The 20,749-nt window shown below is 70.4% G+C and carries 18 protein-coding genes, 2 rRNA genes, 1 pseudogene and 1 riboswitch; of the genes and pseudogenes, 5 read left to right on the top strand and 16 right to left on the bottom strand.

The window, feature by feature from the left end; all coding sequences use genetic code 11:
* Window positions 1-16 precede the first annotated feature (16 nt).
* Complete coding sequence (locus ACFW01_RS19745; protein ID WP_234957622.1) at window positions 17-664, bottom strand: PadR family transcriptional regulator; 648 nt, start codon at window positions 662-664, stop codon at window positions 17-19.
* Window positions 665-873: 209 nt separating this feature from the next.
* On the opposite strand from ACFW01_RS19745, the gene ACFW01_RS19740 reads away from it, so the two are divergent.
* Window positions 874-1,683, top strand: a complete 810-nt coding sequence (locus tag ACFW01_RS19740) for a PhzF family phenazine biosynthesis protein (RefSeq protein WP_384505034.1) — start codon at window positions 874-876, stop codon at window positions 1,681-1,683.
* 110 nt (window positions 1,684-1,793) lie between these two features.
* Here the strand turns inward: ACFW01_RS19740 and ACFW01_RS19735 are convergent, their stop codons facing one another.
* Window positions 1,794-2,621 (bottom strand): CPBP family intramembrane glutamic endopeptidase, encoded by an 828-nt coding sequence (locus tag ACFW01_RS19735; protein ID WP_384505031.1) that lies wholly within the window; start codon window positions 2,619-2,621, stop codon window positions 1,794-1,796.
* Window positions 2,622-2,719: 98 nt separating this feature from the next.
* Window positions 2,720-4,237 (bottom strand): glutamate--cysteine ligase, encoded by a 1,518-nt coding sequence (locus ACFW01_RS19730; RefSeq protein WP_234957625.1) that lies wholly within the window; start codon window positions 4,235-4,237, stop codon window positions 2,720-2,722.
* Window positions 4,238-4,786: 549 nt separating this feature from the next.
* Between ACFW01_RS19730 and ACFW01_RS19725 the strand changes: the two genes are divergently transcribed.
* From ACFW01_RS19725 to ACFW01_RS19715, 3 genes are all read left to right on the top strand, one after another.
* Entirely contained in the window at window positions 4,787-5,371 is a 585-nt protein-coding gene (locus tag ACFW01_RS19725) for a hypothetical protein (protein WP_234957626.1), read from the top strand.
* Window positions 5,372-5,644: 273 nt separating this feature from the next.
* Complete coding sequence (locus ACFW01_RS19720) at window positions 5,645-5,848, top strand: DUF5999 family protein (RefSeq protein ID WP_125494525.1); 204 nt, start codon at window positions 5,645-5,647, stop codon at window positions 5,846-5,848.
* 257 nt (window positions 5,849-6,105) lie between these two features.
* Complete coding sequence (locus tag ACFW01_RS19715) at window positions 6,106-6,525, top strand: TOBE domain-containing protein (RefSeq protein ID WP_234957627.1); 420 nt, start codon at window positions 6,106-6,108, stop codon at window positions 6,523-6,525.
* 81 nt (window positions 6,526-6,606) lie between these two features.
* On the opposite strand, the gene gcvP is transcribed toward ACFW01_RS19715, so the two are convergent.
* Window positions 6,607-9,492: an aminomethyl-transferring glycine dehydrogenase gene (gene gcvP / locus ACFW01_RS19710; RefSeq protein ID WP_384505026.1), complete on the bottom strand. Its 2,886-nt coding sequence runs from the start codon at window positions 9,490-9,492 to the stop codon at window positions 6,607-6,609.
* Window positions 9,493-9,668: 176 nt separating this feature from the next.
* Window positions 9,669-9,764, bottom strand: a riboswitch (glycine riboswitch).
* Between the two features lie 149 nt (window positions 9,765-9,913).
* Between gcvP and ACFW01_RS19705 the strand changes: the two genes are divergently transcribed.
* Window positions 9,914-10,291 carry a PRC-barrel domain-containing protein gene (locus tag ACFW01_RS19705; protein ID WP_234957629.1) on the top strand — a complete coding sequence of 126 codons (378 nt, stop codon included), beginning with the start codon at window positions 9,914-9,916 and terminating at the stop codon, window positions 10,289-10,291.
* Here ACFW01_RS19705 and ACFW01_RS19700 read toward each other — a convergent pair.
* The 12 genes and pseudogenes from ACFW01_RS19700 to ACFW01_RS19645 all read right to left on the bottom strand — a co-directional run.
* Window positions 10,246-11,719, bottom strand: a pseudogene (locus ACFW01_RS19700) (DNA polymerase IV). The gene ACFW01_RS19705 and the pseudogene ACFW01_RS19700 sit on opposite strands and share 46 nt — an antisense overlap.
* 76 nt (window positions 11,720-11,795) lie before the next feature.
* Complete coding sequence (locus tag ACFW01_RS19695) at window positions 11,796-12,479, bottom strand: MerR family transcriptional regulator (protein WP_384505023.1); 684 nt, start codon at window positions 12,477-12,479, stop codon at window positions 11,796-11,798.
* 132 nt (window positions 12,480-12,611) lie between these two features.
* On the bottom strand, window positions 12,612-13,085 hold the full coding sequence (locus ACFW01_RS19690) for a bifunctional nuclease family protein (RefSeq protein ID WP_030189411.1): 474 nt from the start codon (window positions 13,083-13,085) through the stop codon (window positions 12,612-12,614).
* 84 nt (window positions 13,086-13,169) lie between these two features.
* On the bottom strand, window positions 13,170-13,907 hold the full coding sequence (locus ACFW01_RS19685) for a MerR family transcriptional regulator (protein ID WP_384505020.1): 738 nt from the start codon (window positions 13,905-13,907) through the stop codon (window positions 13,170-13,172).
* Window positions 13,908-13,929: 22 nt separating this feature from the next.
* On the bottom strand, window positions 13,930-14,889 hold the full coding sequence (locus tag ACFW01_RS19680; protein ID WP_234957633.1) for an FHA domain-containing protein: 960 nt from the start codon (window positions 14,887-14,889) through the stop codon (window positions 13,930-13,932).
* A gap of 61 nt (window positions 14,890-14,950) precedes the next feature.
* Complete coding sequence (locus ACFW01_RS19675; protein WP_384505016.1) at window positions 14,951-15,796, bottom strand: DUF881 domain-containing protein; 846 nt, start codon at window positions 15,794-15,796, stop codon at window positions 14,951-14,953.
* Window positions 15,797-15,801: 5 nt separating this feature from the next.
* Window positions 15,802-16,134, bottom strand: coding sequence for a small basic family protein (locus ACFW01_RS19670; RefSeq protein ID WP_003977440.1), 333 nt, complete (start codon window positions 16,132-16,134; stop codon window positions 15,802-15,804).
* Window positions 16,131-16,967, bottom strand: a complete 837-nt coding sequence (locus ACFW01_RS19665; protein WP_234957635.1) for a DUF881 domain-containing protein — start codon at window positions 16,965-16,967, stop codon at window positions 16,131-16,133. Before ACFW01_RS19665 ends, ACFW01_RS19670 begins: the two co-directional genes overlap by 4 nt.
* 166 nt (window positions 16,968-17,133) lie before the next feature.
* Entirely contained in the window at window positions 17,134-19,629 is a 2,496-nt protein-coding gene (locus ACFW01_RS19660) for a mannose-1-phosphate guanyltransferase (RefSeq protein WP_234957636.1), read from the bottom strand.
* A gap of 112 nt (window positions 19,630-19,741) precedes the next feature.
* The gene (locus ACFW01_RS19655; protein WP_161327924.1) at window positions 19,742-20,350 is read right to left on the bottom strand and encodes a CDP-alcohol phosphatidyltransferase family protein; all 609 of its coding nucleotides are present in this window, start codon (window positions 20,348-20,350) and stop codon (window positions 19,742-19,744) included.
* Between the two features lie 110 nt (window positions 20,351-20,460).
* Window positions 20,461-20,577 (bottom strand): 5S ribosomal RNA (gene rrf / locus ACFW01_RS19650).
* An 89-nt stretch (window positions 20,578-20,666) separates the two neighbouring features.
* Window positions 20,667-20,749 (bottom strand): 23S ribosomal RNA (locus ACFW01_RS19645); the annotation flags it as partial.

Genomic DNA, 20,749 nt, shown 5'->3' with positions numbered 1-20,749 from the left:
GGCACTCCGTATTCCGTCAGTCCTCGTCGGCGAGGATCAGGTACAGCTTCTTGCGGGCGTCACCGATGACGGCGAGCGCCTTGTCCCGCTGCTCCTTGCTGCCGGTCTTCCAGACCTGGCCGAACGCCTCCATCAGCCCGAAGCCGGCCTGCCGGATGTCGTTCAGGGCCTCCCAGTCGACGCCCTTCGAAGCCTCTTCCCAGGGTGCGTCGGGGCCTTCCCCGGCCGCGGCGCGGCCCTCCTCGGTGAGCGCGAACAGCTTCTTGCCGCCCTCGCTCTCGCTGGCGATCAGGCCCTCGTCCTCCAGCAGCTGGAGGGTGGGGTACACCGAACCGGGGCTGGGCTTCCACGCCCCGCCGCTGCGCTCGGCGATCTCCTGGATCATCTCGTAGCCGTGCATCGGCCGGTCCTTCAGGAGGGCCAGGATCGACGCCTTCACGTCGCCCCGCCGTGCCCTTCCCCTGGGCCCGCCGCGCCCTCGGCCTCCCCAGGGGCCGCCGTGACCGAAGCCCGGCCCGAACGGACCACCGGGGCCGCCGCCGGGGCCACCCGGCCCGAAGGGGCCGAAGGCCGCACGCCGCCCGTCGAAACCGCCACGGCCGTAGGGGCCGCCTTCGCCGCGGCCCTGTCCACCATGTCCACGCTCGTATCCGTGGGTACGCATCGCCATCACTCCATTCAGTCGTTGATCTGTCGCGATACCTCGACGATATATCGGAAGCTATCGCAGAGCAAGCCCCCGTTTCGTTCCCCGAGCCCTGACGCCTGTATGGGCGGATGTGCGGCGCCGGGCCCGCGATCCACGTGGAACCCGGTCCAGCGACCGGCGATTGGCCTTGGTCCGCGGCGCCGCGCGACGTCTAGCGTCGGGGCATGCGTATCCGAATCGTCGACGCCTTCACCGACCGGCCCTTCGCCGGCAACCCCGCCGGAGTCCTGCTCCTCGACGCCTTCCCGGACGACGACCGACTGCAGCGGGTCGCCCTGGAGGTCAATCACGCCGAGACGGCGTTCGCCCACCCCCTGCCCGCGGGCGGCGAAGCCGACTGGGCGCTGCGCTGGTTCACGCCGGCCACCGAGGTCGCGATGTGCGGCCACGCGACCCTCGCCACGGCCCACGTGCTGTCCACCACCGGCGCCCACCAGGGCCCGGTGCGGTTCGCCACCCGCAGCGGCGTCCTCGTCGCGACGCCTGGCAAGGACGGCTCCATCACCCTGGACTTCCCGACCGCGCCGCTGACTCCGGTGGAGACCCCGGCGGGCGTCGCCGAGGCCCTCGGGGCCCAGCCCCTCACCGTCCTCGACACCGGGCCGAACACCGGCGACCTGCTGGTCGAGGTCGCCGACGAGGCGACCGTGCGCGCCCTGACGCCGGACCACAAGGCGCTGGGCGCCCACTCCGAGCGGGGCATCATCGCCACCGCCCGCGCGGACGACCCCGCCCAGGGGTACGACTTCGTCTCCCGCTGCTTCTTCCCCAACGTCGGCATCGACGAGGACCCCGTCACGGGCAGTGCCCACACGGCCCTCGCGCCCTTCTGGTCCGAGCGACTGGGCCGACCCGCCCTCACGGGGCTCCAGGCATCGCCCCGCTCCGGCCTGGTCCGCACGGAGCTGCGGGGCGGGCGCACACTGCTCAGCGGCAGCGCGGTGACGGTGCTCGAGGGTGAGCTGCTGGCCTGACCGGCCGTCGGGACGGGGCGGGGAGACTCACGCCACGCCACCCGCACCGGACGGTACCGCGCACGCGCCAGGCCACCCGGCACGCGCACACCGTTCCCCGCCCCGCGCGCTCACGCCGTCGGCAGCCAGCCCACCTTGCCGGCCAGCAGCGCGTACCCGACGAAGGCCCCGATGTCGAGCAGCGCGTGCGCCACCACCAGCGGACCCACGCGCCCCCAACGGCGGTACAGGTACACGAAGACGACGCCCATCACCATGTTGCCGATGAAGCCGCCGATGCCCTGGTAGAGGTGGTACGACCCGCGCAGCACCGAGCTGGCCGCCAGTGAGGCGCCCGCGCTCCAGCCGAGCTGGTCGAGGCGGCGCAGCAGATAGCCGACGACGATGACCTCCTCCAGGACGGAGTTCTGCACCGCCGAGAGGATCAGTACGGGGTACTTCCACCACACGCCGGGCAGGGCCTCGGGCACCACCGTGAGGTTGAAGCCGAGGCCACGGGCGGCCAGGTAGAAGGCGATGCCGGTGCTGCCGATGACGGCGGCGACGGCGGCCCCGCGGCCCAGGTCGGGCCACGGCCGGGTGCGGTCGAAGCCCAGGGCGCGCAGGCCGCTGCCCTCCCGGAGCAGGAAGTGCGCGACGAGGGCGACGGGGACGAGGGCCGTGGTGATGCCGAAGAGCTGCCAGGCCAGGTCCAGCCAGGGACGGCCGGGCGCCGCGGAGGCGTTGAGGGTGGCCGCCTGGTCCTTGAGCCCGCCGGGCCGGGTGACCGAGCCGATGAAACTGATGAGGGCGGACACCCCGCTCGCGCCCAGCGACAGCGCCAGGACGAGCAGCGTCTCGTCACGCAGGGTCCGCCGTGAGAGCCGCTCCGGGGAACCCTGCTCCCCGACGACCGGCTTGTGAGGGAACGAATCGTCCACCGGGCCCGCCTCCGCCATGCACACCTGCCTCCAGCTGGGACGTCACAGCTTGCCCGATCAGTATGGGACGGTGCGCGGCGGGGCCCGGGGCCGACCCGGCGCCGGCCCGGTGCGGGTCAGCCCAGCGCCGCCGGCTCCGGCAGGCCCACCGGCCACAGGTGCACGGGATCACCCTCGCGCATCAGCTCGACGTACCGGCGGGTCGTGGCGGCCAGCGCGTCCTCCCGGGACAGCCCTGCCTCCAGCCCCCGGTGGAACGTGGCCGCCTGCCAGGACGCGCCGTTGACCCGGCGCCGGCACCGCTCCTCGATCACACCGAGGTACAGGTCCCGGTCGGCGGGCTCCACACCCCACGCGTCCAGCCCGGCCGCGGCGAGCGGCAGCAGTTCGTCGCGTACGAGGACGGCGGCGTCGACCTCGGTGGTGCCGCCCAGCCGGCCGCGGCGGGGCCACTCGAAGCGGGCGTCGATGCCGTGCCGGCACGCGGCCTCGAAGTTGTCGGCGGCGGCCTCGAACGGCAGCCGGGTCCACACCGGCCGGGGCTCCTCGGCGAGCGCGCGCACCACACCGTAGTAGAAGGCCGCGTTGGCGATGACGTCGGTGACGGTGGGTCCGGCGGGCAGGACGCGGTTCTCCACCCGCAGGTGGGGGACGCCGTCGGCGATGTCGTAGACGGGGCGGTTCCAGCGGTAGACGGTGCCGTTGTGCAGGACCAGTTCGGCGAGCGAGGGCACGCCTCCGGCGTCCAGGACCGCCAGCGGGTCCTCGTCGTCGCAGATCGGCAGCAGTGCCGGGAAGTAGCGCCGGTTCTCCTCGAACAGGTCGTAGGCCGAGGTCACCCAGCGCTCCCCGAACCAGGTGCGCGGCCGCACGCCCTGGGCCTGCAGCTCGGGCGGGCGGGTGTCCGTGGACTGCTGGAACAGCGGAGGGCGCGACTCGCGCCACAGCTCGCGGCCGAACAGAAACGGCGCGTTGGCGCCGACGGCGATCTGCGCGGCGGTGACCGCCTGGGCCGCGTTCCACACGTCGGCGAAGCGGTCCGGGGTGACCTGGAGGTGCAGTTGCACCGAGGTACAGGCGGCCTCGGGCGCGATGGACTTGGAGGTGCAGGTCAGACGCTCGACCCCCTCGATGTCGAGGGTGAAGTCCTCACCGCGGGCGGCCACGATCTGGTCGTTGAGCAGGGCGTAGCGGTCCACGGCGGAGAGATTGGAGGAAACGAGATCGTCACGGTCCAGCGTCGGCAGAATTCCGATCATCGCGATTCCCGCGTCGACCTCGCCGGCCTTGCGGTCCGCATATGCCAGAGACGTACGGATCTCCTCGGCGAGCCGGTCGAATACCCGGCCGCCCAACCGGTGGGGAGCGATGTTGACTTCCAGGTTGAACATGGCGAGTTCTGTTTGGAAGTCCCGGCTCGCGATGCGTTCGAGGACTTGCGCATTCAACATTTTCGGCATCCCGTCCGCACCGACGAGATTCAATTCGATCTCCAGCCCCATCAGGTTCTTCGGTTCGTCGAACCGCTTCTCCGCCAGAAGCCGCTCCAGACCCGTCAGGCACCGCTGCAGCTTCTCGCGGTAGCGCTGGCGATCGGACAGGTCGAACTGACCTGCCACGACCTTCTCCCCCATGGAGGCTTCCCTTCTGCGAGCGGCAGTCGAAGATCCGGCCGCCGGTGGCCGGTCAGGTTGGATGATGCCCAGCCGAAGCGATCGATAACGTCCCGCGGCGGCCCGGCACCCGCTACGCTGTGCCGATGTGACCGGTGGCACATTCACCAGGCATGGCGCGCGGAGCAGTTTCCGGGTCCGGTAACTCGTGAAAAACGCCGACGACAATTGGCCGACCGCTCGGTGAACATTCCCCGAGGTCACCGTCGTGCACCGGCCGGAAAATCCGGAGAAATCCCGCATCTCCACGACCGAATGCAACCTTGTACTGGTTGCCGGAATCGGCTAGCCGAAACACAGTCTGAACACATGTCGTATAAACTCCGCTGAAGGCAGAAGACCGGCGCCCACGGTCGAAGGATGCCGTCGTCGAGCTGACACGCGGCAGACCTCACCCCCTTCTCGGTTCCCGGACCCCGGCCCCTGCCTCCCCAGCCCTGTGAGCTGACAGCGTCGTCCGCCCCGCTCCGCCCTCGCGCCACCGTGCCTTCGAATGAGAGGCGACCCACCATGCCCCTGCGTGTCCCGCCGGCCCCCGCGCCCGCCCTGCGCTCCGTCCTCACCGCCCTCTCCTCGCCCACCGCGGTCCACGAGGCCCGGACTCCCGGGCTGCTCGGTGCCCAGGGCCCCGTCGCGCCCGAACTGCCGCTGCCCGTGCACGTCCTGGACCGGGTCACGGCGGAGGGCGCGACGGCGACGCGGCTGGCCGGGTGGCGGTTCCTGATCCGCTGCGGCGACCGGGCGGTGGCGGCCGCGGAGACCATGCTGACCCCGGACGGCTGGGCGTTCTCGCACTTCTTCGAGGGTCCCTACGTCGCCTCGACCGAACGCGCGCTGCGGCAGGCCGAGTCGGTGCCCCAGCCCTACCAGCCGCGTCTGCTGTCGGTTCCCGAGCTGTACATGCTCACGCTGTGGCTGCACGGCGACTGCGCCGCGGACGCCGCCGCCGGACACCCCGCCGCCGCCGACCTGCTGATTCCGCTGGCGCCCGCGCCTCCGGGCATCGCGGCCCACCGTCCGCACCGGGTCGCCGAGCTGCTGCCGGTCCTCACGCACCGGGTGACACCTACGGGGCTGCTGAGCTCGCCCGCCTGACCCGCATCGCACCCACCCGCGCGGACTAGCCCCATTCGGCCATGCCGAACCACCCGAAGTGACAGTGCAGTTGGGCTGAACCGTCCGCGCGGGTGATGCGTCATCAACGGGTGAGAAGCGGTGCTGCGAAATACCTGCGGATCGGCGCCCGTGGGGCAACACTGGGTTCGGACCGACTTGAACATACGGGGGGCGGCCATGAACAACGCTTCACGCCGCGGGACAGACAAGACAGCAGACTCACCCATCACCACAGACCGAGAGACCCCACTCATGTGTCAGCACCAGCCACCGTGCCCGTCAGCCGACTCCGCCGACCGGGAATCCGCCCGCCTCGTGGCGCACCACCCGGAGCAGGGCTGGAGCCTGCTGTGCAACGGCGTCGTCCTCTTCGAGGACACCGGTGAGCTTCTGCCGGACGGCCAGATCATCGCCCCGCACCGCCCCGTCGGCGCGGGTCTGATCACCGCCGCCTGAGCACCCGCCGGCCGGGGTGACATCACTCCGCCGGCGCGTCATGGGGCCGGCCCGCAGCCACGGTTGCGAACCGGCCCCGATGTGTGCCCAAGGCCGATCACTCCCCGTAATCCGCCGCGCCTACGCGGTCACGGCCGCCTCCCCAAGCCCTCTCCCCTTCCGCCCGAGCCTCCTTCCCTGGTTTCGACGCCATATCGCGTTACCTCCAACGCCCCGGGTGCCCGGCACAGCTCCCCTCTCAGGGCTACGGTCCCCCCATGAGCCTGAGCATCCGCAACCAGCTCCCCGGCACCGTCACCACCGTCACCCCGGGCGAGGCCATGGCGACGGTCAAGGTCCGCCTCTCCGGCGGCCAGGACCTCACCTCGGCGATCACCCGGGACGCCGCCGACGACCTGGCGCTCGCGGCCGGTACCGCCGTCCGGGCCCTGGTGAAGTCCACGGAGGTCGCCCTGGCCACCGGGCGCGCCGAGGGCCTGTCGATCCGCAACCGGCTGCCCGGCACCGTCACCGCACTCACCACGGGGGGTGCGATGGCGTCCGTCGGGATCGCGGTCGAGGGCGGCGCGCTGACCGCCGTCGTCACCAAGGAGGCCGCCGAGGACCTGGGCCTGTCCGTCGGCTCTCCCGTCGTCGCGCTGATCAAGTCGACGGAGGTGTCGCTCGCGACCGCCTGACACGACGAGAGGCTCCGTACCGCCCGTCGGGTCGGTACGGAGCCTCTCGTCGTAGTAGGCCGTACTGGGCGTACTGGGCGATCAGTCCTCGTAGGCGTCCAGCGGCGGGCAGGAGCAGACGAGGTTCCGGTCACCGAAGGCCTGGTCGATGCGGCGCACCGGCGGCCAGTACTTGTCGGCGGCGGACACCCCGGCCGGGAAGACGGCCTCCTCGCGCGTGTACGCGTGCTCCCAGACACCGCCCAGGGCCGCGGCGGTGTGCGGCGCGCTCCCGAGCGGGTTGTCGTCGGCGGGCCAGGCGCCGGAGCCGACCTTCTCGATCTCCGCGCGGATGGCGATCATCGCCTCGCAGAACCGGTCCAGCTCGGCCAGGTCCTCGGACTCGGTCGGCTCGATCATCAGCGTGCCGGCCACCGGGAAGGACATCGTCGGCGCGTGGAAGCCGTAGTCGATCAGCCGCTTGGCGACGTCGTCGACGCTCACGCCGGTCGCCTTGGTCAGCGGGCGCAGGTCGATGATGCATTCGTGCGCGACCAGCCCGCCGGGGCCGGTGTACAGCACCGGGAAGTGCGGTTCCAGCCGCTTGGCGATGTAGTTGGCGGACAGCACGGCCACCTGCGTGGCGCGCTTGAGGCCCTCGCCGCCCATCAGCCGCACGTACGACCAGGAGATCGGCAGGATGCCGGCCGACCCCCAGGGCGCCGCGGAGATGGGCCCGACGCCCGTCTGCGGGCCTGCCGCGGGCTGCATCGGGTGGTTGGGCAGGTACGGCGCCAGGTGCGACCGTACGGCCACCGGGCCGACGCCGGGACCGCCGCCGCCGTGCGGGATGCAGAACGTCTTGTGCAGGTTCAGATGGGAGACGTCGCCGCCGAAGTGGCCGGGCTTGGCGAGGCCGACCAGGGCGTTGAGGTTGGCGCCGTCCACGTAGACCTGACCGCCGGCGTCGTGCACCCGGCCGCAGATGTCGGCCACGTGCTCCTCGAAGACACCGTGCGTGGACGGGTACGTGATCATCAGCACGGCCAGCTCGTCGCGGTGCTGCTCGATCTTGGCGCGCAGGTCCTCGACGTCGATCTCGCCGTCCTCGGCGGTCCGGACGACGACGACCTTCATGCCGGCCATCACGGCGCTGGCCGCGTTGGTGCCGTGCGCGGACGACGGGATGAGGCAGACGGTGCGCTGCTCGTCGCCGTTGGCCCGGTGGTACCCGCGTACGGCGAGCAGGCCCGCGAACTCGCCCTGCGACCCGGCGTTGGGCTGCAGCGAGACCTTGTCGTACCCGGTGACCTCCGCGAGCCGCTCCTCCAGCTCACGGATGAGGGTCAGGTAGCCCTGCGCCTGCTCGGCGGGCGCGAAGGGGTGCAGCGCGCCGAACTCGGACCAGGTGACCGGCTCCATCTCGGTGGTGGCGTTGAGCTTCATGGTGCAGGAGCCCAGCGGGATCATGCCGCGGTCCAGCGCGTAGTCCCGGTCGGCGAGGCGGCGCAGGTAGCGCAGCATCGCCGTCTCGGAGCGGTGCTGGTGGAAGACCGGGTGGGTCAGGAACTCGTCGGTGCGCAGCCGGGCCTCGGGGAGCGTCTCCGCGGTCTCCGCGTCCAGCGCCTCGATGTCGCCCTCGACGCCGAAGGCGTGCCACACGCCGCCGACCTGGGCGCGCGTGGTGGTCTCGTCGCAGGCGAAGGAGACGTGGTCGGCGTCGACGAGCCGCAGGTTGATGCCGTTCTCGCGGGCGGCGTGCACGATCGCGTCGGCCCGGCCGGGCACCCGCGCGGTGACGGTGTCGAAGTAGGCGCCGTGGACGATCTCGACGCCGCCCGCGGCGAGGCCCGCGGCGGTGATCGAAGCGTACCGGTGGGTGCGCCGGGCGATGGCCCGCAGGCCCTCGGGACCGTGGTAGACGGCGTACATGCCGGCCATGACGGCGAGCAGCACCTGGGCGGTGCAGATGTTGCTGGTGGCCTTCTCGCGGCGGATGTGCTGCTCGCGGGTCTGCAGGGCCAAGCGGTAGGCCTTGTTGCCGTCCGCGTCCACGGAGACGCCGACCAAGCGGCCGGGCAGGCTCCGCGCGAACTTCTCGTGCACGGCCATGTAGCCGGCGTGCGGCCCGCCGAAGCCCATCGGCACACCGAAGCGCTGGGTGGTGCCGACGGCGATGTCCGCGCCCAGCTCGCCGGGCGAGGTGAGCAGGGTGAGGGCGAGCAGGTCGGCGGCGACGGTGACGAGCGCGCCCAGCTCGTGCGCCCGCTCGACGACCGGCTTGATGTCGCGTACGGCACCGGAGGCGCCCGGGTACTGGAGCAGGACGCCGTTGATCTCCCGCTCGGCCACCTCGGCCGGGATGCCCTCGCTCAGGTCGGCGACGACGACCTCGACGCCGGTCGGCTCGGCACGGGTCTGGATCACGGCGATGGTCTGCGGCAGCACGTCCGCGTCGACCAGGAAGAGGCCCTTCTTGTTCTTGCCCATGCGCCGGGAGAGCGCCATCGCCTCGGCGGCGGCGGTGCCCTCGTCCAGCAGGGAGGCGCCGGAGGTGGGCAGGCCGGTCAGCTCGGCGACCATGGTCTGGAAGTTGAGCAGGGCCTCCAGGCGGCCCTGGGAGATCTCGGGCTGGTACGGCGTGTACGCGGTGTACCAGGAGGGGTTCTCCATGACGTTGCGCAGGATGACCGGCGGGGTGAAGGTGCCGTAGTAACCGAGGCCGATCATGGAGTCCAGGACCTGGTTGCGGTCGGCCAGCGAGCGCAGCTCGGCCAGCACCTCGGCCTCGGAGCGCGCGCCCGGCAGGTCCAGCGCGTCGGCGTTCTTGATCACATCCGGCACCGCGGCGGCCGTCAGCTCGTCGAGCGAACCGTAACCGACCTGCGCGAGCATCTTGGCCCGGGCCTCGTGGTCGGGGCCGATGTGGCGCTGCTCGAACGGCGCTGCCTGTTCGAGTGCGGTGAGCGGAGTGCGGTGGGCGGTCATTGCGGAGGCCTCCTGGTCTGACGACCTTCGAGGGGCACCACGGCGCGGGTACCCGGACGGCCTCCCCCTCTGTCATCTCAACCTGAGAGCTTCACCGGGGCGGCCCGAGGGCGTCCCGGCTTTCACCGTCGGTGAGAGCGGAAGCCGTCGACACCCGCTCTGCTTTCCAGAGTGACCTCGTCCGTGCGGTACGTGAGCCTGAGAGATTCCGGGGAGGATTTGCTCCTTCGGCGCCTCCGATGGTGTCCGGAGGACTCTCCCGCGCGGGGTCAGCAGCCGTTTGCCAGCGTACCAGCGAGCCCGCTGCACGGACCTTCGAGTGGCCGACCGGCCATATGTAGTTTTTTGTAGTACTTACGGATGATTTCGGCGGCTGGTGTGCGACCCCAGTGCGACCAAGTGGTGACCAAGTGGAGGGCCCGTGCGTACTGACATCGACCCGCGGAACCTGATAGGCCGCAAGGCGTTCGACCGCGACGGCACCAGGATCGGCACCGTGGACGAGGTGTACCTCGACGATGCCACCGGCGTGCCCGAGTGGGCGGCCATCCGCACGGGCCTCTTCAGCAGGGACGCCTTCGTACCCCTGGAGCCCAGCGAGCTGGTCGAGGGCACCCTGCGCGTGCCCTTCGACCGGGCGCTGATCAAGGAGGCACCGGACTTCGGCGTCGGCCGCCACCTCTCGCCGGAACAGGAACTCCAGCTGTACCACCACTACGGCCTCGACGTGGCCGCCGCTCCCCCGCTCCCCGATCACGACTTCGGCAAGCTGGCGGGCAAGGGCAACGAGGAGGCCTGACGCTCCGCCCCCACGACGGACGCGGCACGTACGGGACGCACGGCACGGTCAGCCGGCCACCGGTCTGGCCGGGCCTTCGGGTCTTAGCGTCCCGGACGGAACCAGCGGCAGCGGATCCGCGGGCGTCAGCTCCGGGTCGTCCATCGGAAAGGTCCGCACCCGCCCGGTCCGCGAGTACGGCGTCTCGAAGCGCACGGTAACCCTCCCCAGCCCGCTCCCCTGGACCCACCCGTGCCCGAACCGCGCGTGCCGCACGTCGTGCCCCGACGGCCAGCGGCGCTCCGCGGGTGCCGCCGGGCGGTGCTCCGCGGCGGGCTCGGTCTCCGGCTCCTCGGCCGGGCCCTCGGCCCCGCCCCCCGCCGCCTGCGCGAACAGGTCCTCCTGCGTGTAGTCGGCCAGGCCGCTGACGCCGACCCCGAGCAGCCGCACACCCCCCGTGGTGTCCACCGAGTCCAGCAGCCGGGCGGCGGCCTCCCGCACCACCGCCGGGTCGTCCGTGGGCCCGCGGAGCGTCTCGGAGCGCGTCAGCGTGGAGAAGTCGTATCTGCGCACCTTGAGCACGATGGTCCGCCCGGACAGCCCGGAAGCGCGCAGCCGGCGCACGCACCGGTCGGCCAGCCGGCCCACCTCCACGCCGACCCGCACCCGGTCGTGGATGTCCACGTCGTAGGTGTCCTCGACCGACACGGACTTGGTCTCCCGCTCGGCCACGACGGGCCGCTCGTCGAGCGCCAGGGCCATGGCGTACAGGCCGTGTCCGTGCGCCTTGCCCACCAGCCGCACCAACTCGTCCTCGCCCGCCTCGGCCAGCTCCCCGACGGTGGTGATGCCGGCCCGGCGCAGGTGGTCGCCGGTCGCCGGGCCGACGCCGGGCAGGGTCCGCACGGACATGGGCTCCAGCATGGCCCGCTCCGTCCCCGGCGGGATCAGGACCAGCCCGTCGGGCTTGGCCTCCTCGGAGGCGATCTTGGCCAGCATCTTGGAGGCGGCCAGTCCCACGGATCCGGTGAGGCCCGTGACGGCTCGGATGTCCGTGCGCAGCTTCGTCCCGGCCAGCCGCGCCGACGCCGCGTCCCAGGCCGTCCCCCCGGCCTCCAGGTCCACGAACGCCTCGTCCAGGCTCAGCGGCTCCACCAGCGGCGACAACTCCCTGAGCAGCCGCATCACCTGTTCGCTGATCGACCGGTACAGCTCGAACCGCGGGACGAGATAGGCGGCGTTGGGCGCCAGCCGCCTGGCCTGGCCCATGGGCATCGCCGAGTGGACGCCGAAGACGCGCGCCTCGTACGAGCAGGTGGCGACGACACCCCGCGGCCCCAGGCCGCCCACCACCACGGCCTTCCCGCGCAGACTCGGCTTGGACGCCTGCTCCACCGAGGCGAAGAAGGCATCCATGTCGAGATGCAGGATCGTGGGCGCGGTTCTCACATCTCCGATGCTGCCCTACGCCACTGACAATGCGGCCGCCAGCGGTCGGCCCGCGCGCCGGGCGGACCGGCGCCGCTCAGACCGCCCTGTTGCGGCGTCGCGCCAGCTCGTCCGCCGGATTGTGCCCGACCAGGGTCTCCCCGGTGTCGATCCGCTCTCCGTGCAGCTGGGACAGGGCGCTCTCGACGTCCCGCCAGACCACGCCGACGGCGATCCCGAAGATGCCCTGGCCGCCCTGGAGCAGGGCGTGCACCTCGTCGGGCGAGGTGCACTCGTAGACCGTGGCGCCGTCGCTCATCATCGTCATCCGCTCCAGGTCACGGAAACCGCGCTCCCGCAGGTGCTGGACGGCGGTCCGGATGTTCTGGAGGGACACCCCGGTGTCGAGGAAGCGTTTGACGATCTTCAGCACGACCACGTCGCGGAAGCTGTACAGGCGCTGTGTGCCCGACCCGTGGGCCGGCCGCACACTGGGCTCGACGAGCCCCGTACGGGCCCAGTAGTCGAGCTGCCGGTAGGTGATGCCGGCGGCCGCGCAGGCCGTCGGCCCGCGGTAGCCGATCTCCTCGGACGTCATGGACGCCGCCCCTCCGCTGGTCGGCACGGCGGCCGGCCGCTGCGGAGCGGAATCGGGCGCGCCGGCCTGCTGCGCGTACCCCCCGCCCGAGCGGAGCCGAGAGTCCTGGGGAGGGTACGGACCACTTGCCCCGGGACCGAACCCGGGGCCACCCCCAGCCGTACCGTCGCCGCTGATCCTCACGCCGACCTCCGTCCTTGACCTGCCTCCTCGAAGGTAGGCAGTCACCAAGGGTGCGTCAACGATCGCCACACTCGGCACGCCGAGTGATAATCACCCTAAGAGTGGTTTCGCGTGCCCCGATTCGGGGAAACCCTACTGGTTGCTCGTCCCGAAGTCCTCCGGCGAGATCTGGTCGAGGAACTCGCGGAACTTCTCCACCTCGTCCTCCTGCTCGTCCGGGATCGCGATGCCCGCGTCGTCGAGGACCGTGTCGCTGCCGTAGATCGGCGTTCCGGTGCGCAGGGCCAGCGCTATGGCGTCGGAGGGCCTGGCGCTGACCTCGACGCCGCTGGCGAAGACCAGCTCGGCGTAGAACACCCCGTCGCGCAGGTCGGTGATGCGCACCTCGGTGAGCTCCTGGCCGACGGCTTCCAGCACGTCCTTGAACAGGTCGTGGGTCAGCGGCCGTGCCGGAGCCATGCCCTGCTGGGCGAAGGCGATCGCCGTCGCCTCACCCGGTCCGATCCAGATGGGAAGGTAGCGGTCGCCTCCCACCTCGCGCAGCAGCACGATCGGTTGGTTGGAGGGCATCTCGACCCGGACACCTACGACATCGAGCTCGTTCACACAGCAACCCTAGGCCGTGCCCGGGACGTTTGGGTAGTCGGGCCGGGATCGGCTGGGCGATCCGGGGCTCCGAACAGGCGTGTTTCAGGGAAGCCGCACGCCGAGCGCGGTCTGTACCAGCGCCGCGTGCAGCCTCACCGCCAGACCCGCCAGCTCCTTGGTACGCGCTTCCGCGTGTGCCCTGGTCTGGGGGTTGCGGTGTCGTTTCAGCGGGGCGACCACCTGGTCCACCAGCCCGGCGTCCCGGTCGGCGGCGGCCTTCATCACCCGCAGGTGCCGCGGCTCGATCCCGAAGCGCCCCAGCTGCGTCACCAGCGACGCCACGGTGACCGCCTCGGCGTCGTACGCCCCGTCGGGCAGAGGGGCGAGGAGCCCGTAGGACTCCCACTCCTTCAGCTCCTGGGCGTCGATCCCGGCCGCGGCGAGCAGCTCGTCCCGTCCGATCCGGGCGACGGCAGGGCTCTCGAGGGGGTCCGGCGCCGCCTCCCCGTCCCGCTGCCGGCCGACCGTGGGCAGCGACACCGCCTCACCGCGCTCCACCGCGTCCAGGTGCTCACGGATGACCTTGAGCGGCAGATAGTGGTCCCGCTGCATCCGCAGCACCCGGCCCAGACGCTCCACGTCGTGCGCGCTGAACTTGCGGTACCCGGCCGGGGTCCGCCGCGGCTCGACGAGGCCCTCGGACTCCAGGAAGCGGATCTTGGAGATGCTGATGTCGGGGAACTCGTCACGCAGCACGTTCAGCACCGTGCCGATGCTCATCAGCCCACTGTCCGTGGCGGCGGCGCCGTGACCGGCACCGCCGCTCGGTGTATGCAGCATGGACCTTCCCTGGAGGTTCGGGTCAGTAACCCCGCTGGCTCGCGTAGAACACCAGCCGGTACTTGCCGATCTGCACCTCGTCACCGTTCGACAGGGCGACCTGGTCGATGCGCTCCCGGTTGACGTACGTACCGTTCAGGCTGCCCACGTCGGCGACCGTGAAGGATCCGTCCGGACTGCGGCGGAACTCCACGTGCCGGCGCGAGACCGTCACGTCGTCCAGGAAGATGTCGCTCTGCGGGTGACGCCCGGCGGTGGTCAGCTCACCGTCCAGCAGGAAGCGGCTGCCCGAGTTCGGACCGCGGCGCACGACCAGGAGCGCGGAGCCGAGCGGCAGCGCGTCCACGGCCGCCTGCGCCTCGGGCGAGAGCGCCGGGACCGCGGTCTGACCGGTGACCTCGGCGTCGTAGGCCTCGAGACCGGAGATGGAGATCGTGGAGGTCGTCTCGGAGGCACGCTCCGGAACCGCGCCGGCACGCAGCGGCGCACCGCAGTTGGAGCAGAAGCGGCTGTTCTCCGCGTTGCGGTTGCCGCACCTCGTACACACCAGGGCCGACATGGACGGATCCTCCTGCCGCGGCTGCCCCGCCGGGGCGTTCGACGCGTACGGATCGGGGCTGAACCCTCCACCCGCACCTGAGGTTGACGGCTGCCCGAAACCTATGCCGCCGGACTGTGCAGGGTCAACAGACGGCGCGCCCTGACCACCGGGAATGTCACCGCCCGGACCACCCACCTGGTCCCGGAACATCGGGCGTCGGCCCTCCGCGTCGGGCTGGGCGCGATGGCGGGCGGTGGCGTTGTCGCTGCCCTCTCGCGCGCTCTTGCCGAACAACTTCGCAAACAACTTCACGGGCGATTCCCCTTGACCGAAACAGACCCGCCCGTGGGGCAGGACGAACCCTGACTGACCGTACTGACCGACCCGGACATCTTCACAACGTCCGTCTCCACCAGACAGTTTCCACCACGCACCACCCAATCGGTGCGCCGACCCCCCGCAACCTCATGCCCTAGCCGGACGTCCCCCATGCACCGCCGGTTCACTGGGAGGACGACCGAGCGTAGTCAGGCCGCTCCGCCGCTCGCAAGGCGTCCACGACGATCTTGCTCGACCGCTCAACAGTAACGGTGGCCTGTTCCTTTTCCAGAGTCTGCACCACGCCTCCAGGAATGTTGAGAGCCGGTTCGAGGTCCTGCGGCTTGCCGATGACCTGGAAACGATAGGGCGCGTTGATCTTGTTCCCGTCCACGCTCACGGACTTGTCGGAGTCCGCGAGGTAGGTGCCGGCGACGACCCTCACACCGTTCACCTGGATCGCCTCCGCGCCCGCCGCACGCAGCTCCTGGATCGCGTCGAGCAGCATGTCGGCCTCGACCGCTCCCTTCGTGTCCTGGACCGTCACCGTGATGCCGGGCCCCTGCGCGGCCACGGTGCCCGCGAGGATGCCCAGTTGCCGCTCCTTCTCCAGCGTCTGCTTGCGGGCCTCCTCCGCCTGGTCGGAGCTGTTCTCCAGCTCGTCCCGCTGCTTCTCGAGGCCCTGCTTCTCGTCTTCAAGACGCTGAGTACGGTCGTCCAGTTCATCGAGGATGCGGACCAGATCCTCCTGCCGGGCACCGCGCAGCGCGCCGTCGCTCTCGCTGTTCGACGCCACCTGGACCGCGAGCCCGAATCCGAGCCCGAACAGGAGCAGGGCCACGATGAGTTGGGCCCTGGTCAGACGTGGCGGCCACAGGCCCTTGAGCAGCCGCTCCCGGCCGCTCGGCCCGCCCTGCACCGGCTGCGGCTCCTCGGGAGTGCCGGCGGCCGGGGCGTCCTGCGCCGGCGCCACCTCGTCGGGCAGTTCCTTGCGCAGCCGGTTCGCGGGCTGCTCGTCGTGGTCGCTCATCGGCCTCACGCCCGGAAGACGTGGCGGCGGATCGCCGCGGCGTTGGAGAAGATCCGGATGCCGAGGACGACCACGACACCGGTGGACAGCTGGGCACCGACGCCCAGCTTGTCGCCCAGGAACACGATCAGCGCGGCCACGACCACGTTCGACAGGAAGGACACCACGAAGACCTTGTCGTCGAAGATGCCGTCGAGCATGGCCCGCAGGCCACCGAAGACGGCGTCCAGCGCCGCCACGACGGCGATCGGCAGGTAAGGCTCCACGGCCGCCGGCACCTCGGGCCGGACCAACAGTCCGGCCACGACTCCCACGACGAGGCCCAGTACGGCGATCACGATGTGCCCTTCTCGGTTATCGGCTGTGCTGTACGTACGATCACACTCGGTGCGGCAGGCAGCCGTAGGTCGTTCGCCACGGAGATGGCCGTCCGGATGCCGTAGTTCTCCTGAAGGGCGTGCAGGTACAGCCCATCGGCGCTGTCCTGGAACGTGCTGCTCAGCCGCTCGCCGCCGCCCACCGCCAGCACCGTGTACGGCGGCACCAGGGGCCTGTTGTCGACCAGTATCGCGTCACCGGCGGCCCTGATCGCCGACAGTGCCGTCAGACGCTGTCCGTTGATGGAGACCGCCTCGGCGCCCGACTCCCACAGCCCGTTGACCACGCGCTGCATGTCCCGGTCCCGCACCCGGCCGGTGTCGGAGAACCCGGAGGTGCCGCGCGGCTGCCCGTCACCGCCCGTGGCCACGTCCTTGGCGTCGTTCACCACGAGCTTCACGCCCGGGCCGTGCACCTCCACCGCGCCCGACAGGATGCCCACGAGGTCGGACCGGTCGCCGGCGCCGCTCTTGTCCAGCGCCTCGCGCTGTCGCGCGCCCACCTCGTCCCGCAGCTCGTCGACGCTCTTCTCCAGTTTGTCGGCCGCCGAGGTCTCCCCCTCTATGCGGTCGATCAGCTCCTCGCGCTCCTTGGCGACCACGGGAGCGGCGACCCGTGCCTGAGCCGCGCCGACCGTGACGACCAGGGCCGCCAGCACCAGGCCTGCGGCCAGTCCGAGCTTGGCCCGCAGGGTCTTCGGCATACCGCCGCCGCCCTCGGCCTTCTTCCGCGCGGCCGCCTCGGCGTAGCCGTCGTCGAGGCTGTGGTCCATGACGTTGGTGAGCAAGGACATGGACGCGTCCGGGCGCGCGGGCCGCGTGGATGTGCTCCGAACGGGGGGTTGCTGCGGCATGCCGCACATCGTCGCACGCCGCCGCCGCTACCTCCGAACGGCCCCACCGGCGTGCCGGACAGGCCCCCTTGGGGACACTTGTCCGGCACGCACGCGTGCGGTGTTTCTACCGGCCGGCGCTGTCCACCACCGCGGCCCACTCGTCCAGCAGCGCCTGCGCGGAGGCGTCGTCGGGACCCTCGGCCCACAGATGGGTCACCGCTTCGGCCGGGTCGGGGAGCACCATCACCCAGCGTCCGTCGGTCTCCACCACGCGCACACCGTCGGTCGTGTCGACCGAGCGGTCCCCGGCGGCCTCGACGACGCGCCGCATCACGAGGCCCTTGACGGCCCACGGAGTCGCCAGATCACGCTTGAGGACGTGCGCCCGCGGGATCCGCGCGTCGATCTGGCTCAGCGTGAGCTGCGTCCGCGCGACCAGCCCGATCAACCGCACGAACGCCGCCGTACCGTCGTAGACACTGCTGAACTCGGGGACGATGAATCCGCCCTTGCCGTCGCCGCCGAAGATGGCCCCTTCCTCTCCGCCGACCCGCGTCAGGTCGTCCGGAGAGGTGGTCGTCCACTCCACCTGGGTGCCGTGGTACGCGGCGACCTGCTCGGCGATCCTGGTGGTCGTCACGGGCAGGGCGACCCGCCCGCTGCGGCGCTCCGCCGCGATCAGGTCGAGCAGTACCAGCAGCGCCCGGTCGTCCTCGATGATGCGGCCCTTCTCGTCGACGAGTGACAGCCGCTCGCCGACCGGGTCGAACCGCACCCCGAAGGCCGCCCGGGAAGACGCCACGATCTCCCCGAGCCGCACCAGCCCCGACCGCCGCACGTCGCCGGTCTCGGTCGGCCTGGACTCGTCGAGTCCGGGGTTGATGGTCAGCGAGTCGACACCGAGCTTGCCGAGCAGACTGGGCAGCACCAGCCCGGCACTGCCGTTGGAGGCGTCGACGACCACCTTGAGGCCAGAGTCCGCGATCCCGGTGATGTCGATGTTCCGCAGCAGCGATCCGGTGTACGAGTCGAACACACTGGACGGGAAGTGCAGGTCCCCGATCTCACCGGGGAACGCGCGCCGGTACTCCTGCCGCGCGAACACCCGGTCGAGCTTCCGCTGGCTGCCCTGCGACAGGTCGGCGCCCTGCCCGTCGAAGAACATGATGTCGACGGAGTCCGGCACCCCGAGGGTGGTCCGGATCATGATCCCGCCCGCACTGCCCCGCGCGGTCTGCTGCCGCGCCACGGGCAGCGGTACGTTCTCCAGGTCGCGTACGTCGATGGCGCTGGCCTGCAACGCGGAGATCACCGCCCGCTTCAGCGCACGGGCACCACGGGAGTGGTCACGGGCGGTGGTGACGGTGGAGCCCTTCTTGAGGGTGGTCGCGTAGGCGCCGGCCAACCGTACCGCCAGTTCTGGCGTGATCTCCACGTTCAGGATGCCGGACACCCCACGCGCCCCGAACAGATGCGCCTGGCCCCGGGACTCCCAGATGACCGAGGTGTTGACGAAGGCTCCGGCCTCGATGGTCTTGAACGGGTAGACCCGCACGTTGCCCTGGACGATCGATTCTTCGCCGACCAGGCATTCGTCGCCGATGACCGCGCCGTCCTCGATCCGCGCGGCACGCATGATGTCGGTGTTCTTGCCGACCACACAGCCCCGCAGATTGCTCTGCGGGCCGACATACACGTTGTCCGCCACCACGGCCTTGTGGAGAAAGGCGCCGCTCTTGACGACGACATTGGAACCGACGACCGTGTGTTCGCGGATTTCGGCGCCGGCCTCGACCTTCGCGTAGTCACCGATGTACAGCGGCCCCCGCAGCACGGCGTCCGGATGCACCTCGGCCCCTTCGGCCACCCAGACGCCCGGAGAGATCTCGAATCCGTCGATGTCTACGTCGACCTTGCGTTCCAGAACGTCGGCCTGGGCCTTGACGTAGCTCTCGTGGGTGCCGACGTCCTCCCAGTAGCCCTCGGCGACGTAGCCGTAGACCGGCTTTCCTTCCTTCATCAGCTGCGGAAAGACGTCGCCGGACCAGTCCACGGGCACATCGGGGTCGACGTAGTCGAAGACCTCGGGCTCCATGACGTAGATACCCGTGTTCACCGTGTCCGAGAAGACCTGGCCCCAGGTCGGCTTCTCCAGGAAGCGCTCGACCTTGCCCTCTTCGTCGACGATGGTGATACCGAATTCCAGCGGGTTGGGCACGCGTGTCAGACACACGGTGACGAGCGCGCCCTTTTCCTTGTGGAAATTGATCAGATCGGTGAGATCGAAGTCGGTCAGGGCATCGCCGGAAATAACGAGGAAGGCATCGTCCTTCAATGCCTCCTCGGCGTTCTTGACGCTTCCGGCGGTACCGAGTGGCTTCTCCTCATTGGCATACGTGAGCTCCATCCCGAGCTCTTCGCCATCACCGAAGTAGTTCTTGACCAGGGAGGCCAGGAATTGGACGGTGACAACGGTCTCGTTGAGCCCATGCCTTTTCAGCAGCCGCAGCACATGCTCCATGATCGGCCGGTTGGCCACCGGCAGGAGCGGCTTGGGCATGCTCGAGGTCATGGGACGAAGGCGGGTGCCTTCGCCTCCAGCCATCACGACGGCCTTCATGTCGGAAGCGTCCTCCTCTAAGAGACGACGGTTAAGCCGACTTCACCCGTCCAGGGTCCCGCACTTTTCCAGCGCGGGCCATCCGGCCACTGGGGCCGCACAATCAGCGAGTTCAATCGGCTGTGGCGTCCGCACGGACCAGGCGGCGGACCTGCACCACGTAGAGAACACCTGCCCACCAGTACAGGGTTGTACCCCATCCGGCGAACGCCCATCCGAAAACAGCGGCCAGTGACGCGATCCACCCGCTGCCGTCGCTGAGCAGCAGCAGGGGGAAGGCGTACATGAGGTTGAAGGTGGCCGCCTTCCCCAGGAAGTTCACCTGCGGCGGCGGATAGCCGTGCCGGCGGAGGATGCCCACCATCACGAGCAGGACGGCCTCGCGGGCAAGAAGTACAAGCGTCAACCAGAGGGGGAGAATCTCCCGCCAGGTGAGGCCCACCAGCGTCGACAGGATGTAGAGCCGGTCGGCCGCGGGGTCCAGGAGCCGCCCGAGATTGCTGATCTGGTTCCAGCGCCGCGCGAGCTTCCCGTCCAGGTAGTCGCTGACCCCGCTCAGGGCCAGCACCAACAGCGCCCATCCGTCGCTCTGCGGGCCGCCGAACTCGGGGCGGAGGATGAGCCACAGGAAGAGCGGCACGCCGGCGAGGCGCGCCATGCTCAGGATGTTCGGGATGGTGAGGACCCGGTCGGTCTGCACGCGGGTCTCCTGGACCTCCACGCGGGGGCCTCCTGGTGGGAAACGAGCCAATGATGCTCACTGACCTTACCTCAACGCAAAAAAGCTCTGGCTCTCGGGCTGTGTGCCCAAGAGCCAGAGCTCTAAGAGGAGTTCGGCGGCGTCCTACTCTCCCACAGGGTCCCCCCTGCAGTACCATCGGCGCTGTAAGGCTTAGCTTCCGGGTTCGGAATGTAACCGGGCGTTTCCCCTACGCTATGACCACCGAAACACTATGAAACAGACAACCAGCCGCACCCTGTGACCAGGGGGCGGGTTGTTCGTGGTTTCAGAACCAACACAGTGGACGCGAGCAACTGAGGACAAGCCCTCGGCCTATTAGTACCGGTCACCTCCACACCTTGCGGTGCTTCCAGATCCGGCCTATCAACCCAGTCGTCT

Origin of the sequence: Streptomyces sp. NPDC058985 (assembly GCF_042740985.1) — a bacterium.
GTDB lineage: Bacteria > Actinomycetota > Actinomycetes > Streptomycetales > Streptomycetaceae > Streptomyces.
The sequence above is the reverse complement of the archived record's forward strand: the minus strand, read 5'-3'. Positions and strand labels throughout refer to the sequence as shown.

What these genes read in the sequence shown, in the direction of transcription:
- ACFW01_RS19745 (WP_234957622.1), bottom strand. Translation starts at nt 664, where the DNA reads ATGCGTACCCACGGATACGAGCGTGGACATGGTGGACAGGGCCGCGGC.
- ACFW01_RS19740 (WP_384505034.1), top strand. Translation starts at nt 874, where the DNA reads ATGCGTATCCGAATCGTCGACGCCTTCACCGACCGGCCCTTCGCCGGC.
- ACFW01_RS19735 (WP_384505031.1), bottom strand. Translation starts at nt 2,621, where the DNA reads ATGGCGGAGGCGGGCCCGGTGGACGATTCGTTCCCTCACAAGCCGGTC.
- ACFW01_RS19730 (WP_234957625.1), bottom strand. Translation starts at nt 4,237, where the DNA reads ATGGGGGAGAAGGTCGTGGCAGGTCAGTTCGACCTGTCCGATCGCCAG.
- ACFW01_RS19725 (WP_234957626.1), top strand. Translation starts at nt 4,787, where the DNA reads ATGCCCCTGCGTGTCCCGCCGGCCCCCGCGCCCGCCCTGCGCTCCGTC.
- ACFW01_RS19720 (WP_125494525.1), top strand. Translation starts at nt 5,645, where the DNA reads ATGTGTCAGCACCAGCCACCGTGCCCGTCAGCCGACTCCGCCGACCGG.
- ACFW01_RS19715 (WP_234957627.1), top strand. Translation starts at nt 6,106, where the DNA reads ATGAGCCTGAGCATCCGCAACCAGCTCCCCGGCACCGTCACCACCGTC.
- gcvP (WP_384505026.1), bottom strand. Translation starts at nt 9,492, where the DNA reads ATGACCGCCCACCGCACTCCGCTCACCGCACTCGAACAGGCAGCGCCG.
- ACFW01_RS19685 (WP_384505020.1), bottom strand. Translation starts at nt 13,907, where the DNA reads ATGCTGCATACACCGAGCGGCGGTGCCGGTCACGGCGCCGCCGCCACG.
- ACFW01_RS19675 (WP_384505016.1), bottom strand. Translation starts at nt 15,796, where the DNA reads ATGAGCGACCACGACGAGCAGCCCGCGAACCGGCTGCGCAAGGAACTG.
- ACFW01_RS19665 (WP_234957635.1), bottom strand. Translation starts at nt 16,967, where the DNA reads ATGTCCTTGCTCACCAACGTCATGGACCACAGCCTCGACGACGGCTAC.
- ACFW01_RS19660 (WP_234957636.1), bottom strand. Translation starts at nt 19,629, where the DNA reads ATGAAGGCCGTCGTGATGGCTGGAGGCGAAGGCACCCGCCTTCGTCCC.